This is a genomic window from Curtobacterium sp. VKM Ac-1376, from assembly GCF_015351025.1.
Classification (GTDB): Bacteria; Actinomycetota; Actinomycetes; order Actinomycetales; family Microbacteriaceae; genus Curtobacterium.
This window is the reverse complement of the sequence record NZ_JADKRV010000003.1, coordinates 154,867-170,323: the sequence shown is the minus strand read 5'-3', so window position 1 is coordinate 170,323 and position 15,457 is coordinate 154,867. Positions and strand designations below refer to the sequence as shown.

Sequence of the window (15,457 nt, the reverse complement as noted above, 5' to 3'; positions counted from 1 at the left end):
TGGCGGCCACGGTCGGGATCCACATCCGGTTCCTGGCCCTCGACGACATCTACGAGGTCCGCGCCGACTACTCGGCCGACGTCGGCACCGGCGGCGCGCTCGGCTACCTGCTCACGGGGCAGGCGTACGTGATCAACCCGCTCGTCCTGGCGCGGGGGATCTTCCGCCGTCGTCCGTCGTTGGTGGTGCTCGCGCTGGCCGGCCAGTTCCTGCTGTACTCGAGCACCGGGTTCAAGGCCGTGCTGTTCTCGTTCATCGCCGTCCTCGGCATGGCTGTGCTGTTCCGGGGCACGAGGCCGGCGCGGTCGCTCGCCTTCCTGGGCGCACCGCTCGCGATCATGGTCGTCTCAGCGATCGCCGACGAGGTGCAGGGCGGCATCACGTGGACCTCGGTGTTCACGCGCCGCTTCATGCTGACGCCGGGGCTGCTGTCGTCGGTGTACGTCGACTACTTCTCCGACAACCCCGTCGCCCGGTACGGGTACTCGTTCCTGAGCCCCTGGATCGACTACCCCTACGACCTACCGCCACCCAAGCGCATCTCCGACTACCTGGTGCCCGGGTCGGTGGGCTACGCGAACGCCAACCTGTTCGCTGACGGGTTCGCGAACTTCGGGTGGATCGGGATCTTCGTCGCCGCGGCCGCGCTGTTCGTCTGGCTGCGGTTCCTCGACGGTGCGAGCCGAGGACTCCCGATGCGCGTCGCGGCGATGGCCGTCGTGATGCCGAGCATCATGCTGTCGAACACGTCGATCTTCACGGCGATGCTCTCGCACGGGCTGCTGATGGGGACGCTCATCCTGCTGATCGCGCCGCGGAGCGGGTGGGAGCGTGCTGATCAGAGCGGTGTGCCCCGTGGTCGTGTGGCTCGGAGTCGTGCGACGGCACGGGCGCATGCTCCGGCGCCGACCAGGGTCTCGGGTGGCCGCCGTGTGGCACGCTCCGGCACCACGGCGAACAGGGCAGCCCCACGGCCGAAGGCCGAGCGACGGAGGACGCCCGAGCGCGCGACGACTGGACGAGCGTCGGGGCGACGCGCAGCGGGGCGACGGGCAGCTCAGCCCTCCCGGACGCGGATCACCGCGCCGGCACCCGCCACCACTGCGGTCGTCGTCGCGGCCCAGTCGTTGTCGACGAGTACCAGGTCGTTGGCCGTCTGTCGGCAGAGCACACCGTAGACGGCACCGCTCTCGGCGCTCCCCTCGTACCGGTTGCCCATCAGGTGGCCACGGTTCTCGGAGGCGCGGACGTCGATCGCGACAGAGGTGGCCGTGCCCTGTGTGCGCAGGCCCGCGATGCGGTTGCCGACGAGGACGATGCCGTCGTTCGAGTGGTACAGCGAGAGGCCACGTCGAACGCCGCCGGGCAGGTGGTTGTGTGCGATCAGCAGGTGTCGTGTCAGGTAGACGAGCACCGCCCCGTCGCGATCTCCGTCGCCGTAGCCCGTCACGGTGTTGCGGAGGACCATGCCGTTGGCCCGTTCAGCACGGTCTCCGACGGTCTCCCCCGCGCCGCGGATGATGATGCCGGAGCCGGGCCCGGGAGTCGTGCGGTGCACGATGTTGTCGATGACGGAGCAGTCGAGCGGCGCGTACTTGGTCGCGCTCGCGTCCGATTCGTCCTTCGAGGGGACGATGGCGATGCCCACCCGGCAGTTCTCGACACGGTTGCGCAGGATCGCGATGGACTGCCCGCCGTGGGTGTCGATGCCCTCCCACGAGGGGACGTCGGAGACGTGGTTGTCGGCGATGACGATCCGAGCTGACCGCGGTGCGCCGACGAGCCCGGTCGTCGTGGCGCGCACCGCCTCGATCCCGTAGGAGTTCGGGTACGGCTTCGGCTGGACGATCCGCGCGATGCGGTTGCGCCGCACGGCACCGTCCGTGCACGAGAACATGAGGACGCCGGCGTACCCGATGTCGGTGATCAGGCTGTCGTCCACGCTGAAGCCGGCGCAGTGCTCGAGCAGCACCCCGTCGTGCGGGAAGTCACGGATGTCCGCGCCCAGGACGTGCACGTCCCGCAGTGGTCGCGCTGCCGTGCCCGCGACGTGCACCCCGCGGCCGAGTCCGGAGTGGTCCGCACCGGACCCGCGGAGGACGGCATCGACGATGGTCACCCCGGAGACCGTGACCAGCACCAGATCGATGTCACGCACGGTGGAGAGCGACCCGCCGACGAACCGGATCACCAGCGGCCGGTCGATCCGCAGGGGTTCCGAGAGCACCCAGTGCCTGGTCACGACGAGGACCCCGTCGGGGTCGGTGGCGGTGACGGCGTCCTGCAAGCGTGCCGCGCCGATGTCGGACACCGACTGTGCTGCCCGCGCCCCCCGTGCGTCGACGTCGGCGCGTCCGGACTGCCCGGGCGATGCCTGTGCCCCGTCGGTGGGGAGCAGCACGACCGGGATCGCACTGGCGGCCCCGAACAGCGCGGCTCGTCGGGTGACGACTGGTCGGGACGACGTGCCGCGCGTCACCGAGCGACCGCTTCCGGCACCGGTGCTGCACCGGAGAGCGAACGGTACAGGTCGAGGAGGACCTGCTCCTCACGGTCCCAGCGGAAGCGCTCCAGCACGAGGGCACGTCCGGCCTCGGCGTGGTTCCGGAGGAGCTCGGGATCGTCGTCGTACCGACGGATCGCCGCGACGATCGCCTCTGGATCGCCCGGTGGCACCCAGGTGGCGCAGTCGGTGCCCGCGAGGAGCTCGCGCCAGAGGGGGACGTCCGTCGCGACGACCGCGAGCCCGGCTGCCAGGTACTCGAAGAGCTTGGTCGGGATCGAGGCCGCGTACGCCGGGGTGGGGAAGAGCGGCAGGAGCCCGATCCGCGCGGTCACCAGCAGGTCGCGTGCGGCTCGGGGGCGCACCACGCCGCGGTGGTCGATCCTGCCCGTGCGGACGAGCTCGTCGAAGGCGCGGCGGTCGACGGCTCCGTCGATGGGCCCCGCCGTCAGCATCCGCCAGCCGTCCGGGAGCGCCGGGGACGACGCGACCCCGGCCAGCACGTCAATGCCGCGGTCTCGGCTCATCGACCCGATGTAGACGACGACCCTGTCGCGATCGGTGACCGCGTGCGCCTCGGTGTCCGCTGCGCGGAGCTGGGGCACGTTCCGGACCAGCACCGTGCGGTCCGCTGGGAACCGACGCGCGATCGTCGGGGTCGCCGCGATGACCGTGCTCGAACCCCGGGCGACGGCCAGCGCAGCGTGCGCGGCCATCGTGCTGGCACGTCGGGCGACGGGTCCGAGGTACTCCTTGCCCCGCACCTGGTCCGGCAGGTCTTCGTGCGCGTCGTAGACGACCGTCCGGTGCAGGCAGCGGAGGACCGGGACGGCCCACAGGAGCTCCGGGTCGTGGAGGTGCACGATCGGCGCACGCGACGACAGGGCCGCGCACACGGCCTGGACGGACGACACCAGCACGCGCCGGCTGCGGCGTCGTGCCGGGATCCTGCGGACGTACACGCCGGTGTCGGGATCGGGGCTGTCCCAATCGGGGTCCGGGGCGTCCCCCGCTGCTGCGACGGCGATCAGTGCGGTGCGGTACCCGGCGGTCGCCGCACTCCCCGCGGCGCGGAGGTGTACGCGGTTGTCGGTCCACGGATGGGCACTCGAGACGTGGACGATGTCGAACGGGCGGGGTCGAGGAGCCATGCAGCGAAACTACGGGCCGACACGGCCATCGAACGAGTTATGTACATGTCGTGTTTCAGTCGGCGAGCCCCCGGTCGTGGACCCGCGCCGAACGGAGGACGAGCACGAGCACCGCCGCGTAGGACACCGCCATCGCCAGTGCGAGGGCCAGGAGCACGACCGGCATCGGCGCACCGAGCAGTGACGGCACCAGCACAGCCGAAGTGGACAGCACGAGACGTGAGCCGTCCCACGTCAGCTGCGCACCCTGACGCTGGAGCATCGAGAGCACCTGGGTGACCGGCGACACGGCGACCTGGATCGCGAACGCCGGCACGAGCAGCTGCGCATACGCCCCCGACACGGCCCACTCCGGACCGAACACCGACGAGAACACCGCCGGGCCGAGGAGCACCACGACCAGTGCAGCGACCGAGCCGGCGACCGCCAACCGGACGACGAGCCCGACCAGGAGCCGGCGTACCGGGTTCCCCGAGCGGATGCGCAGGCCGAACGCCCCGGCCGCGTACTGCGCCGTCGCGTCGGCGACCATGCCCACCGGTGCGCCGAGCACGCGCATCGTGAGCGCGACGAACCCCGCGGCGACACTGCCGTGCACCGCGGCGATGAGCAGGCTCGGTGCCTGCTGGCCGATGACGTTCAGCATCGACGACCACGGGGTGATGAGCAGGAACCGCCGGTGCCGTCGGGCCGCGGCGGCGAGCGTCTGCATGGTCACCCGGTCGCCAGCACCTCGCCGGAACCGGACCATGCCCAGGAGCGCCGCGAGCCTCCCGACGGCCAGACCGCCGACCAACCCGACCGGACCGGCGACCGCCATCGTCAGGTTCCAAGCGGACTGCCCGATGCCCTGGCAGGCGTTGCGCACCGCGATGGAACGGTGCCACTGCCGCCGCGCGAGGACGGCCGACGCGATCCGCTGGGCACCCACGGCGACGACCGTCACCGGGACGATCCACCAGAGGGACTCGAGCGCCGGGGCGGCGAACCAGCGCACTGCCTCGATCCGCAGCGCCCAGACGACGCCGGCGGTGACGGCCCCGACGGCGAGCGTCGAGAGCAACCCGATCGCCACGAGCGCCCTGGTCGTCGCCGTGTCGTGTGCGACGACCAGAGCGCGATCGGTGCCGAGGGTGGCCCCGGCACCGAGGATGCTCGCGACCGCCGTGACGACCGCGAGGGTGCCGAAGTCCGACGGGCTGTAGAGCCGCGTCAGCAGCGGCGAAATCGCCACGACGAGTCCCTGCCCGAGGACCGTGCCGACGAGGATCGTCCCGATCGCCGGCAGACGCCGCCGTGGCGTGGAGGCCACGGCGTCAGACCGACGGCGGGACCGGGGGCGCACCGATCGCCGTGACCGTCGTGGACGCCCACCGAGCGGCGTCGAGCACCCGTCGGCCGTCGACGACCGTCCGGACGCCGGGCAGCCGGGACTCGTCCCACGTCGCGTACTCGGCGTGGTCGGCCTGCACGACGGCAGCGTCGACCCGATCGCCCTCGACGTGGGGCTCGAAGCCGAGCCGGCGGAGCTCGTCGTCCGAGTACAGCGGGTCGGACACCGTCACGACGGCGCCACGAGCCCGGAGCGCGTCGACGGTGCCGAAGACCCCGGAGAAGGCGGTCTCCTTGACACCGCCGCGGTAGGCAGCACCGAGCACGACCACGTGCTGGTCGCGCAGGTCGCCGTGCAGTCGCTCGAGCAGGGCGACGGCGTGCTCCGGCATCGCGGCGTTCCTGGCACGGGCGGCACGGACGACCGTCGCCTCGGGGTCGTTCCAGAGGTACAGCCGCGGGTACACCGGGATGCAGTGTCCGCCGACGGCGATGCCGGGACGGTGGATGTGGCTGTACGGCTGGGAGTTGCAGGCCTCGATGACGTCGGCGATGTCGATCGACTGCCCTTCCGCGAACCGGGCGAACTCGTTGGCGAGGGCGATGTTCACGTCGCGGTAGGTGGTCTCGGCGAGCTTCGCGAGCTCGGCGGCTTCGGCCGTCCGGAGGTCCCAGACGCCGTTCGGCCGATCGAGGTCGTCCCGCTCGTCGAACTGCAGGACACTCTCGTAGAAGGCCCTGCCGAGCGCCGACCCCCGGACGGAGAGCCCGCCGACGAGCTTCGGGTAGCGCCGCAGGTCGGCGAACACCCGCCCGGTCAGGACGCGCTCCGGCGAGAACACGACGTGGAAGTCGCGTCCTTCGACGAGTCCGGACCGGGCCTCGAGACGGGGTGCCCAGCGCCCTCGCGTGGTCCCGACCGGCAGGGTGGTCTCGTAGGCGACGAGTGTCCCCGGGCGCAGGTGGTCAGCGATCGACTCCGTCGCGGCGTCCATCCAGCCGAAGTCCGGGATCCCGTCGTGGTCGACGAAGAGCGGCACGACGACCACGACGACGTCGGCGCCGGGGATCGCCGTGGCGGCGTCCGTGGTCGCGCGGAGGTGCCCCGCGGGCACGACCTCTCGCAGGCCGTCGGCGAGCCCGTGCTCGCCGGGGAACGGCTCGGTGGCCGCGTTGACCGCGTCGACCACCCCGCTCGCGACGTCGAGACCGGTGACGCGGGCACCGGACCGTGCGTACTGGACGGCGAGCGGGAGCCCGATCTTGCCGAGACCGACGACGACGACGTTCATGCTGCTGCTCCTTCTGCGTCCGTGCCCATCTGCACGGTCTGCTGGATCCGGGAGGACTCGAGGACGGCCTCGGCGACGAGCACCGTGCGGAGTCCGTCACGGAGGGTGACGATGTCGGACGGCCGCCCGAGGACGGCGTCGCGGAAGGCCTCGTGCTCGACGAGCAGGGGCTCCCGCTTGGCGATCGCGAACCGCGTGCTGGCGCCCTCGGACACACCCCGGAACGCGGCGACCTGGTCCCACTCGGTCCGGACCGTGCCGTTCTCGTGGAAGGTCAGGTCGGCGGTCAGGGTGTCGGCGACGAAGGTCCCGCGGTCGCCGGTGACGATCATGAGCCGCTCCTTGAACGGGGTGAGCCAGTTCACGAGGTGCGAGGTCAGGGTGCCGTCGGCCAGGCGACCGGTGACGGTGACGAGGTCTTCGTGCGGCCGACCGCTCTTGGTACCCGCCAGGGCGCCGACGTGGGCGAACGGTGACCGGGCGATCCACGAGGTCGAGTCGATGTCGTGGGTGGCCAAGTCCTTCACCACGCCGACGTCGGCGATCCTCGCGGGGAAGGGGCCCTGCCTGCGGGTGACGATCTGGTAGACGTCGCCCAGCTCACCCGCGTCGAGTCGCTGTCGCAGCGCCTGGAGTGCCGGGTTGTAGCGCTCGATGTGCCCCACCGCGCCGACGAGGCCGGCACGGTCGAACGCGGCGACGAGGCGCCTGGCGGCCGGACCGTCGACGGCGACCGGCTTCTCGATCAGCGCGTGCACCCCGGCCGCGGCGAGTTCGACACCGACGGCTTCGTGCAGGGCGGTCGGGACCGCGACGACGGCCATGTCGATGCCGATGCCGATGAGTTCATCGACGGAACGGAGGACCGGCACCCCCTGCGCGACGTCGTGCAGGTCGCCCAGGGCATCGGCGACGCCGACGAGTTCCACTCCGTCGAGCGACCGCAGGACCCTTGCGTGGTGGCGCCCCATCATCCCGAGGCCGATGACTCCGGCCCGCAGCACCCCGCTCATCGTCCGGCCCCGGCGAGGGTGTTGACGGCCTGGACGACGCGGTCGAGCTGGGACAGCGTCAGGGTCGGGTACACCGGCAGCGCGAGGACCTCGGCCGCAGCGCGCTCGGTCTCCGGCAGGTCGACGTCGTGTCCGAACGAGGGCAGGCGGTGCACGGGCGTCGGGTAGTAGACGCCGGAGCCGATCCCGAACTCGGAGCGGAGTGCGGCCGCGAAGCCGTCGCGGTCCGACGGCACCCGGACGACGTACTGGTGGAAGACGTGCTCGGCTCGCGGGTCGGTCGTCGGGGTGACGACACCGTCGAGCTCGCGCGTGAAGTACGCGGCGTTCGCCTGGCGCTGCGCGGTCCAGCCGAGGACCTTCCGGAGCTGGACCCGCCCGATCGCAGCGTGGATGTCGGACATGCGCGCGTTGAAGCCGATGACCTCGTTCGCGTACCGCTGCTCCATGCCCTGGTTCCGCAGCAGCCGGAGCATGCGGTCGACGTCCGGGGTTCGCGTCGACACCATGCCGCCCTCGCCCGCGGTCATGTTCTTGGTCGGGTAGAGACTGAACGCCGCTGCGTCGGAACCGCTGCCGACGCGCGTGCCCGCCCACCGGGCTCCGTGGGCCTGTGCCGCGTCCTCGACGACGAGCAGGTCGTGCTCGTCGGCGAGCTGTGCGATCGCGGTCATGTCCGCGGGGTGCCCGTACAGGTGGACCGGCATGATCGCCCGGGTGGCCGGGGTGACGGCTGCCCGGACCGCGACGGGGTCGACGCAGTAGGTCACCGGGTCGACGTCGACGAACACCGGCTGGGCGCCGACGAGCCGGACGGCGTTGGCCGTGGCGGCGAAGGTGAACGAGGGGACGATCACCTCGTCACCGGGGCCGATCCCCAGCGCGACCAGTGCCAGGTGCAGGGCGGCGGTGCCGCTGTTCACGGCGGTGACCGACGCGCCCTCGACGAGGACGTCGCCGAACTCGCGCTCGAACGCGGCGACCTCGGGTCCCTGCGCCAGACCGCCGCCTTCGAGGACGGCGTCGACGGCGCGGCGTTCCTCGGTGCCGATGAGCGGCTTCGCCGCCGGGATGAGTTCGAGTGTGGTGGTGGTCATCGGATCGCCTCGATCGTGTCGGTGGTCTCGGAGTGGTGGAAGCGGTCGCCGGTCTCGGTGCAGACCAGGGTGTGGTCGTCGACCTGCGCCAGACGTCGACCGGTGCGGCTCACCCAGCCGATGCGACGGGCGGGCACCCCGGCCACGAGCGCGTGGTCCGGGACGTCGTGGACGACGACGGCACCGGCCGCGACCATGGCCCAGCGACCGACGTGGACCGGCGCGACGCAGAGTGCGCCGGCGCCGATGGAGGCACCGTGCTCCACGACGACGGCCGTCGGTCGCCAGTCGTGGGCGTCCTGCACGGAACCGTCCGGGTTGATCGCACGCGGGGTGTTGTCGTTGGTCAGGACCGCGCCCGGACCGATGAAGACCCCGCTGCCGATGACGGCGGGGCCGTACACCAGGGCGCCGTTCTGGATCTTGCAGCGGGCGCCGACCCGGACGCCTGCCCCGATGGTGACGCCACGGCCGATGAGCGTCTCGCTGCCGATGGTGGCTTCGGCTTCGACGTGCGTGTTGTCCCAGACGCGGACGCCCGGTTCGACCACCGCCGACGTTGACACGACGGCGGACGGGGCGACGTAGGCGTTCGGGATGGTGGGTCTCGGGTTCATGGTTGCGCTTCCGGATCGGACGCGGCGGAACCTCCGCTGCCGGACCAGCGTACGATATTCACGTACGACATATCAAGTGTGATGATCACGAGCGCAATGCTCACTTCGCATCGCAGGAGCCCGGTTCGTGCCCGATCGGCCGGTAGTGTCGTCGCGTGCGTTGGAGTCGAGTGAACTGGCCTTCCGTGGGCTACGTGTCCCTCGAGGACTTCGACGGCCACACCGAACACCTCGCACGCCTGGTCGAGGACGCACCCCCGCCCGTCGCGGCACTCGCGACGGTCCGGTGGACGGACGCCCGGGTGGCCACCTGGCGCGCCGAACCCGCACACCGGCACGCGACGAGCCCGTCCGAGGACACCGCCGACGACACCGCGGCACTCCCCGACCACGGCGAGGCCGACCCCGTGGTCCTGCACCTGCAGGTGGTCGTCCGGAACGACGAGGTGCTCGACACCCCCGACGGCCTCTGGCGGCGGTGGAACCATGCCCGCGTCACCCTGCGCTTCGACGACGCCGTGATCGACCCCGTCGGCCTGGATCCCGACGCCCTGCTCGCCGGGGACGCCCACGTGGCCCGCGGAGAGGTCGAGCACGCGGGCCGTGACCAGTGGGAGCTGCGCCTGCTCGTGTCACCGGTCGGCGAGGTGGCGATCCGCTTCACCGACGTCTCGGTCGAGGTGCGGAGCGTCGACGAGACCACCTACGCCGGACTCGACGGGCGCCCGCCCCGCGGTTGGCACGGCCCGGTACCGGACGGCTGGGTCGAGTGGACGACCGAGGTGGTGCGGGCAGCGGCCTACGGCGACCTCGGCGGACTGCACCTGGCCGACGACGCGAGCGACGTCGACGACGTCGACCCCCGCTGGGGCTTCGCCCCGCTGCACGCCGCCGCGTGGTTCGACCACCCCGAGATGCTCGAGGAGCTCCTGCGCCGTGGAGCGACACTCCAGCTGGTCGACGCAGAGGGGCGGACGCCGCTGACGCTGGCGATCGACCGCGACGCGCGCCGGGCGGTCGACGTGCTGATCGCCGCGGGTGCCGACCTGGAGGCGCGTGACACGGACGGCAACACCCCGATCATCCGCGCCGCATGGGGCGGCCACGCCGCGATCGTGCGTGCCCTCGCGGCCGCGGGTGCGGACACCCGGGCGCGCGGATCACGTGGCGCGACGCTGCTGATCGCGGCCGTCGACTCCGGCGACCTCGACACGGTCCGGGTCGTGCTGACGCTCGACGTCGACCGGGACGCCGTCGACGACGAGGGCTCGACCGCCGCGGACCGCGCGGAGCTGCTCCGCGAGACCGCCGTCGCCGACCTGCTCGCCGCAGTCTGAGCGCAGCCCGCACCCCGGCCCGTGCCCGGGCACATGCCGGACGTGACGAAGCGCGGCGGACGGGAGCAGGGCCTCCCGTCCGCCGCGCGCTCGCGGGGCCGACCGTCCTAGACGGTGACCGACTCGAGGGCGTTCGCCTGCGCGACCCGCCCGTACCAGCGGGCGGATTCCTTCGGCGTGCGCGCGAAGGTCTCCGGGTCCCACGCGACCAACCCGAAGGTCGGGCGGAAGCCGGAGGCCCACTCGTAGTTATCCAGGAGCGACCAGTGCTGGTAGCCGAGGACCTCGATGCCGTCCTCGATGCACCGGTGGATGCCCTCGAGGGCACCCTGCGTGTACGCCTGCCGGCGGGAGTCGTCGGCGGTGGCGATGCCGTTCTCGGTGATCATCAGCGGGACGCCGCCGGAGCGCTCCCACGCGCTGCGGAGCCCGTCGGCCGAGGCCTCGGGGTAGAACTCCCAGCCGGTCAGGGTCGTCTCGACGTCCTCGCGGACGGGCAGGGGCCCGTCCGGCCCGATGAACGTGCGCGTGTAGGCCTGCACGCCGAGGAAGTCGTCCCCCGCGGCCTGCTCCAGGTACCAGTCGTCGCGCGGGTACCCGTACTCGCGGAGCATCGCGTCAGCCCCGGGCTCGCCGGACGACTTGAACGCCTGCGTCGCGATGGTCCACCCGGACTGGAGGCCCGACACCTGTCCCAGCACCTCGCGCGACCGCCTGTGGCTGGCCAGCAGGGCGTCGGCGACGCCGAGGTCCGGGTTCGGCAGGCCGTAGGCCACCAGGTTCGAGGCGTCCTCGCCGCCGGCGAGCATCGCGGCGATGTTCGGTTCGTTGATCGTGCAGACGTAGCGGACACCGTCCTGCACCACGGGGAGCGCGGCCTCGGTGTAGCGGGCGAACAGGTCGGCGGCGTCGGGTGCCCGCCAGAAGCCGTCGCGTTCGAACCAGCGCGGCACCGTGAAGTGCATGAGGGTGACGATCGGTTCGATGCCGAACTCGTGGCAGGCGTCGACCATGCGGCGGTAGTGGTCGACCTCGGCACGGCTGACGAACCCGCGCTCGGGCTCGATGCGGGACCACTCGATGCTGAACCGGTACGAGTTCAGCCCGAGCTCGGCGGCGATGCGGATGTCCTCGCGGTACCGGTGGTAGCTGTCCGCCGCGTCGCCCGAGGGCTCGACGATGGTGGTGTCCGGCTCGTGCTCGTGCACCCACCAGTTGCTGTTGACGTTGTTGCCCTCGATCTGGTGGGCGGCGGTGGCGGCACCCCAGAGGAAGCCGTCGGGGAACTGCAGCGTGGAGATGATCGTGCCTTTCAGTGCTTGTTCGAGTCAGTGCTGGCTCAGGTCAGTGCTGGCTCAGGTCAGTGCTGGCTCAGGTCAGTGCTGGCTCAGGTCAGTGCTGGCTCAGGAAGGCGTCGAAGACGGCGACCGTCCCGAGCGGGTTCTCGACCTGGGGACCGTGGTAGCTCGCCGGGACGACGACGTACTCGGCAGCGGTCTGCTCGGCCATCGCCCGCTGCCACGGGATCGGCCAGGCGTTGTCCCACTCGCCGTGGGCGACGAGGACCGGTAGCCCGGTGGCGCGCAGGGCGTCGGAGGCGTCGGTGTGGTCCTCGAGGATGTGACCACCGGCGACGACGCTGAGCGGGCTCGTCGCGTCGAAGCGGTCACGGACCATCCGGACGTCGTCGGGCAGCTCGTCGTCGGGACGGTACGCCCAGAGCGGGTTCGTCGAGTCGAACAGCTGCCGGAGGTTCCCGCCGGTGTCGTGCAGGATCGTCAGCTCGGTGACCTTGCGGTACGGCCAGCCGTGCGGGCCGGAGCAGAACTGCACGACGTCGCGGAACGCCGTCGGGTCCTGGAGCGCGGCAGCCCGGACGATCACGCCGCCGAGCGAGTGCCCGATCAGGTGCACGGGTGCGCCGTCGTCGAGCAGGCGCGCCACCCGGACGACGTCGGCGGCCTCCTCGTCGAGGGAGTAGTCCCGCGGCTCGGTCGGCGCGGCCGAGTCCGCCTGACCACGTCGGCTGATCGCGACCACGGTCCACCCGGCGTCGCGGAGGACGGGCAGGAACGTGCGCCAGTCCTCCTTCGAGCCGGTGTACCCGGGGACGATGAGCACGGTGCCCTTCGACACCCCTTCGGGCACGATCCGGTAGGCCGTCAGTCGACCGACCGGGACGTCGATCCCGACCACGTCGACGCCGTCCGGGGTGGGCAGGTGTCCGAACGGCGGCACCGTCGGGAAGTCGTGCAGGGTGGTCACGGTCGTCCTTCCATGAGCGTGCGCCGCGGGTTCGGCACGGCGTCGAGGAGGGCGATCGTGTACGGGTCCTGCGGGTTCTGCAGCACCTCGGCCGTGTGACCCCGCTCGACCACGGCGCCCTCGTGGAGCACCATGATGTCGTCCGTGATGAGCCGCGCACTCAGCAGGTCGTGCGTGATGTAGAGCAGGGACACGCCCCACTGCTCGCGGAGGTCCTCGAGGAGCGCGAGCACCCCGGCACGGAGCGTCACGTCGAGCATCGACACCGGCTCGTCGGCGATGATCACCTGCGGGTCGCTCGCGAGCGCCCGAGCGATCACCACGCGCTGCCGCTGGCCGCCGGAGAGCTGGTGCGGGAGCTTCTGCGCGAACTGCTCGACGGGGGTGAGCCCCACCGTCTCGAGCAGCTCGAGCACCCGGCGTCGGGCATCGCGCCCGGTGAGCCCGGTGTAGTTCGCGATCGGGCGGGACAGCGTGTACTCGACCGTGTGCAGCGGGTTGAGCGCCGAGTACGGGTCCTGGAACACCATCTGGACCTCGGAGCGCAGGTCCCGCAGGCCGCGCTTGCCGAGGCGGGCGACGTCGAGGTCGCCGAACCGGACGGTGCCGGTGGTCGGCTTCTCGACGCCGGTGAGCAGCTTCGCGATGGTCGACTTGCCCGAACCGGACTGGCCGACCAGGGCGAGCGACTGCCCGGGCTCGAGGGTGAACGACACGTCGCGCACGGCCTGCACCGGCTGCTCACCACGGCGGGGCGCCGGGTAGGTCTTCACGATGTGGTCGACGACGATCGGGTTGCGGGCGGCACTGCGCTCGCGGGACCCGACGGTGCTGAACGACGAGGTCGTCTCCTGCCGCTTCTCGCCGGCCTCGGCACGGAGCGAGCGGTCCGGGAAGCCCGGCAGCGACACCACCTCGGCGCGGGGGTCGGCGTAGTGCGACAGGAGCATCTGCGTGTACTCGTCCTGCGGGTCACGGAGGATCTCGCGGGAGCCGCCGTCCTCGACGATGCGGCCCTCGTGCATGACGAGGACGCGCTCGGTGGCCTCGAGGACGATGCCGAGGTCGTGGCTGATCAGGATCGCCGTGAAGCCCTCGGTGCGCTGGAGTTCGATGATCGTGTCCATCACGGCGTGCTGCACGAGCACGTCGAGCGCCGTCGTCGGCTCGTCGAACACCATGAGCTGCGGCTCGAGCGAGAGCGCCAGGGCGATGGAGACGCGCTGCCGCATGCCGCCGGAGAGCTCCCCGGGGAACCGGGCGAGCATCGACGTCGGCAGCTTCACCTTCTCGATGAGCTCCTTCATCCGGGCGTCCCAGCGGTCGCGCGACACGTGGCCGTGCGCCTTGAAGACGTCGATGAAGTGGTTCCGGATGGTGCGCACCGGGTTGAGCGCGTTCATGCCGGACTGCAGCACCATGGCGAAGCCGCCCTGCCGCTGCTGGCGCAGGGCTTCGTCGTCGAGGTCGCGGATGTCCTTGCCCGCGAAGACGATGCTGCCGCCGTTCGTGCGCGCCGGCGGCTTCTGCAGCCGGGTCAGCGCGTAGCCGAGCGTCGACTTGCCGGAACCGGACTCGCCGACCAGGCCGACGAACTCGCCCTTCCGCAGCTGGAAGGACACGTGGTCGACGGCCTGGACGGCCGTCTGGCCGGCCGATTCGTAGACGACCGACAGGTCGCGGACGTCGAGCAGGACGGAGGCGTCGCCCTGGACCTCACCGCTGTCGGACTGGAGGCCCGTGGCGGCGCCGGTGGGCGCCTCTCCCCACCGGCTCGGCCGGCCCGCCGCTGGCGCGTCGGTCCGGTACCGGCGGCGTGGGCCCAGGCCGTCTGCCGGGTGCGTTTCTGGCAAGCCGCTCATGCGCGCTTCTCCTTACGGGGCCGTGCGCCGTCGCGCAGCCGCGGGTTGGACACGGCGTCGACGCCGAAGTTGATCAGAGTGAGGCTCATCGCGAGCAGCGCGATGCAGAGGCCCGGCGCGAAGAGCAGGATCCACTGCCCGGTGAGGAGCGCGTTCGAGTTCTGCGCCCAGTACAGGATCGTGCCCCAACTGACGATCGACGAGTCGCCGAGTCCGAGGAACTCGAGGCCCGCCTCGGCGAGGATGGCGCTGGTGGCGGCTCCGAAGAAGCTGCCGACGATGAGGCTCGTCATGTTCGGCAGGATCTCGCGGAACACGATGCGCGTCGCGCCCTCACCGGAGAACTGGGCGGCGGTGACGAAGTCCCGGCCGCGCAGCGACTGCGTCTGCGAGCGGAGCACGCGAGCGCCCCACGCCCAACCGGTCACGACGATGACCGCGATGATGACCGCGATGCCGCCGTTCTGCAGGTACGCGGCGATGACGATCATCAGGGGCAGACCCGGGATCACCAGGAACAGGTTCACGATGAACCCGATGACCTCGGCGACCCAGCCGCGGACGTAGCCCCAGCTGAGGCCGATCGCGACGGCGACGAGCGTGGACAGGATGCCCGCGACCGCACCGACCATGACCGAGATGCGGGCGCCGTAGATGATCTGGGACAGGACGTCCTCGCCGGCGGCGGTGGTGCCCATCCAGTGGTCGGGCGTCGCGTCGGCGGACCGGGCGAAGCCGTTCTGGCTGGCGCCGTACGGGGCCAGGAGCGGGGCGAAGATCGCGACGAGCACGAAGACGCCGAGCATGATGATGCCGGTCCGGGCCTTCCCGTTCGACCAGACGACGCCGAACTGGCGGGCGGCCGCGCGCCACTTGGATGGCGCTGCTTGTTCTTCCGTGTCTTGCGTTCGCACGGCGATGGTTGCGTTGTTGGTCATCGACGTGCCCCCGGGTGCTCGATGTGGGCGCAGCACGCCGCCTTCGTGAT

The 15,457-nt window shown here is 71.6% G+C and carries 12 protein-coding genes; 1 reads left to right on the top strand and 11 read right to left on the bottom strand.

Annotation, left to right across the window (positions count from 1 at the left end; genetic code table 11):
• Nucleotides 1-1,057: 1,057 nt before the first annotated feature.
• Genes ITJ56_RS05660 through ITJ56_RS05630 form a run of 7 tightly spaced genes read right to left on the bottom strand, consistent with a single transcriptional unit; the run spans nt 1,058 to nt 9,005 of the window.
• Nucleotides 1,058-2,479 carry a right-handed parallel beta-helix repeat-containing protein gene (locus tag ITJ56_RS05660; protein WP_194628538.1) on the bottom strand — a complete coding sequence of 474 codons (1,422 nt, stop codon included), beginning with the start codon at nt 2,477-2,479 and terminating at the stop codon, nt 1,058-1,060.
• Nucleotides 2,476-3,654 (bottom strand): glycosyltransferase, encoded by a 1,179-nt coding sequence (locus ITJ56_RS05655; RefSeq protein WP_194628536.1) that lies wholly within the window; start codon nt 3,652-3,654, stop codon nt 2,476-2,478. The genes ITJ56_RS05660 and ITJ56_RS05655 overlap by 4 nt, the downstream gene beginning before the upstream one ends.
• A 55-nt stretch (nt 3,655-3,709) precedes the next feature.
• On the bottom strand, nt 3,710-4,966 hold the full coding sequence (locus tag ITJ56_RS05650; protein ID WP_194628534.1) for a lipopolysaccharide biosynthesis protein: 1,257 nt from the start codon (nt 4,964-4,966) through the stop codon (nt 3,710-3,712).
• A 4-nt stretch (nt 4,967-4,970) separates the two neighbouring features.
• Nucleotides 4,971-6,278 carry a nucleotide sugar dehydrogenase gene (locus ITJ56_RS05645; protein ID WP_194628532.1) on the bottom strand — a complete coding sequence of 436 codons (1,308 nt, stop codon included), beginning with the start codon at nt 6,276-6,278 and terminating at the stop codon, nt 4,971-4,973.
• Nucleotides 6,275-7,291 (bottom strand): Gfo/Idh/MocA family protein, encoded by a 1,017-nt coding sequence (locus ITJ56_RS05640; protein WP_194628525.1) that lies wholly within the window; start codon nt 7,289-7,291, stop codon nt 6,275-6,277. The genes ITJ56_RS05645 and ITJ56_RS05640 overlap by 4 nt, the downstream gene beginning before the upstream one ends.
• Complete coding sequence (locus ITJ56_RS05635; protein WP_194628523.1) at nt 7,288-8,388, bottom strand: DegT/DnrJ/EryC1/StrS family aminotransferase; 1,101 nt, start codon at nt 8,386-8,388, stop codon at nt 7,288-7,290. The genes ITJ56_RS05640 and ITJ56_RS05635 overlap by 4 nt, the downstream gene beginning before the upstream one ends.
• Nucleotides 8,385-9,005, bottom strand: a complete 621-nt coding sequence (locus ITJ56_RS05630; protein WP_194628521.1) for an acyltransferase — start codon at nt 9,003-9,005, stop codon at nt 8,385-8,387. The genes ITJ56_RS05635 and ITJ56_RS05630 overlap by 4 nt, the downstream gene beginning before the upstream one ends.
• A 155-nt stretch (nt 9,006-9,160) precedes the next feature.
• Here ITJ56_RS05630 and ITJ56_RS18865 point away from each other — a divergent pair, with 155 nt between their 5' ends.
• Nucleotides 9,161-10,342, top strand: coding sequence for an ankyrin repeat domain-containing protein (locus tag ITJ56_RS18865; protein ID WP_194628519.1), 1,182 nt, complete (start codon nt 9,161-9,163; stop codon nt 10,340-10,342).
• A gap of 107 nt (nt 10,343-10,449) precedes the next feature.
• Here the strand turns inward: ITJ56_RS18865 and ITJ56_RS05620 are convergent, their stop codons facing one another.
• The 4 genes from ITJ56_RS05620 to ITJ56_RS05605 form a co-directional block, all read right to left on the bottom strand.
• On the bottom strand, nt 10,450-11,646 hold the full coding sequence (locus tag ITJ56_RS05620; RefSeq protein ID WP_416354753.1) for a glycoside hydrolase family 1 protein: 1,197 nt from the start codon (nt 11,644-11,646) through the stop codon (nt 10,450-10,452).
• Between the two features lie 88 nt (nt 11,647-11,734).
• Nucleotides 11,735-12,607 (bottom strand): alpha/beta fold hydrolase, encoded by an 873-nt coding sequence (locus ITJ56_RS05615; RefSeq protein WP_194628517.1) that lies wholly within the window; start codon nt 12,605-12,607, stop codon nt 11,735-11,737.
• On the bottom strand, nt 12,604-14,469 hold the full coding sequence (locus ITJ56_RS05610) for an ABC transporter ATP-binding protein (RefSeq protein WP_194628515.1): 1,866 nt from the start codon (nt 14,467-14,469) through the stop codon (nt 12,604-12,606). Before ITJ56_RS05610 ends, ITJ56_RS05615 begins: the two co-directional genes overlap by 4 nt.
• Nucleotides 14,466-15,407, bottom strand: coding sequence for an ABC transporter permease (locus ITJ56_RS05605; protein ID WP_194628513.1), 942 nt, complete (start codon nt 15,405-15,407; stop codon nt 14,466-14,468). The genes ITJ56_RS05610 and ITJ56_RS05605 overlap by 4 nt, the downstream gene beginning before the upstream one ends.
• Nucleotides 15,408-15,457: the final 50 nt, after the last annotated feature.